The organism is Rhodoplanes roseus (assembly GCF_003258865.1).
GTDB lineage: Bacteria > Pseudomonadota > Alphaproteobacteria > Rhizobiales > Xanthobacteraceae > Rhodoplanes > Rhodoplanes roseus.
This window is the reverse complement of sequence record NZ_NPEX01000564.1, coordinates 1-1372: the sequence shown is the minus strand read 5'-3', so window position 1 is coordinate 1372 and position 1372 is coordinate 1. Positions and strand designations below refer to the sequence as shown.

At 72.4% G+C, this 1372-nt stretch carries 2 protein-coding genes; both read right to left on the bottom strand.

Annotation, left to right across the window (positions count from 1 at the left end):
• A partial coding sequence (locus tag CH341_RS31265) for a hypothetical protein (protein WP_210208703.1) occupies positions 1 to 552 on the bottom strand: 552 nt, incomplete at its 3' end.
• The gene (locus tag CH341_RS31260) at positions 539 to 1282 is read right to left on the bottom strand and encodes an FkbM family methyltransferase (RefSeq protein ID WP_111423592.1); all 744 of its coding nucleotides are present in this window, start codon (positions 1280 to 1282) and stop codon (positions 539 to 541) included. The genes CH341_RS31260 and CH341_RS31265, both read right to left, overlap by 14 nt.
• Positions 1283 to 1372 lie beyond the last annotated feature (90 nt).

Genomic DNA, 1372 nt, shown 5'->3' with positions numbered 1-1372 from the left:
GGGAGGGGGACCGAAGCGCTTCGACTCCCCTCCCCCCGCTCGCGAAGCGAGTGGCGGGGAGGGGGCGGGGGTGGGGGGCTCTTTCTTGCTCGCTGCAAGCGCCAGTGCCGCGGCCAGAAGCCAGACGCAGCCGAACAGGATGTCGCGCCAGAGGATGCCGAGGAACATGAATCCCGATGGCACGAAGCCGAGCGCCGTGGTGACCGGGCCGAGCCAGGGCGTGCGGCGCGCCAGCACGAGTCCAATGAGGGCAAAGCCACTCCAGTACAGCGCCGTCGTGAGCAGCAGCATGCTGCGCGGGCCCGGCGCGAGCGGATCGATCAGCCGCCACAGCCACGCCATCACGGGCGACTGCCAGTCGCCATAGGTGCCGGCGCGGGCCGCGGCGAGCACGAAGCGCGCGTCGAACGTCATCACGCCGGGCCAGAACACCAGGAGCGTGAGCACGAATCCGGCGAGCGCGATCAGCAGGACGGCGAGGCCCGGCGCGCGACGGCGGCCCGGCGGTAGCGCCGGGACCGGCACGGCGATCGCCGCCTCAGCGGATCGCATAGACGTCGCCGGAGTTCGCCTCCTGCGGCAGGCCGGCGATCCAGACCTTCATCTGCTCCGCGGTCTGCCAGGCGCCGTGCACGAAGGCATGCGACTCGCCGAGCGACGCATCGAATTTTTGGTAGCCGAGCGCGGCGCAGCGCTCGAGCGCGGCGACCGCGACGTCACGCTGGATGGTGGTGAACTCGAAGGACAGCGCCGCGACCGGCGCCGACAGCCCGGCCAGGGCCTCGGCTTCGAAGCCCTCGACGTCGATCTTGATGAAGGCCGGCACGCCGTGCCGCGCGATCAGTGCATCGAGGGTCGTCATGGTGATCTCGAGGCGCTCGGTCCAGGTCTCCTGCTCCCAGCCGGGCGCGCCCGCGGCGGCCGCGACGAAGTCCGCCGACGCGGTCGAGACCGTCGGGTTGGCGTGGTTGATCAGCATCTCGGCGAAGCCGTCGGTGCGGCCGATCACCACCGGCTCGATCGTCACGGCGCGGTCGCGGCCGTAGAGCAGGGCCAGGACCTTCACGAGCTGGGGCTGCGGCTCGACCGCCACCACCCGGGCCCCGAGCCGCCGGAACGCCCCGACCCGGTCGCCCACATGGGCTCCGACGTCGAAGACCAGATCGCCGCTCCGCACGAACCGGCCGTACAGCCGGTCCAGCCCGACCCGGTGCTCCCGCCGGCCGTAATAGGTCCGCAGCGAGGCGACGACGCCTTTCAGGGTGCGGAAGCGCTGGAGCATGGCGGCAGCCCGGCAGGGGGTGAGACCGGCGCCGCGGCGAGCGGAGCGGCGGCGGAGGTGGCAAGGACCGGCGCCGGAGTGGCGAGATCG

Coding starts and splice junctions, on each gene's coding strand:
- CH341_RS31260 (WP_111423592.1), bottom strand. CDS start 1,282: ATGCTCCAGCGCTTCCGCACCCTGAAAGGCGTCGTCGCCTCGCTGCGG.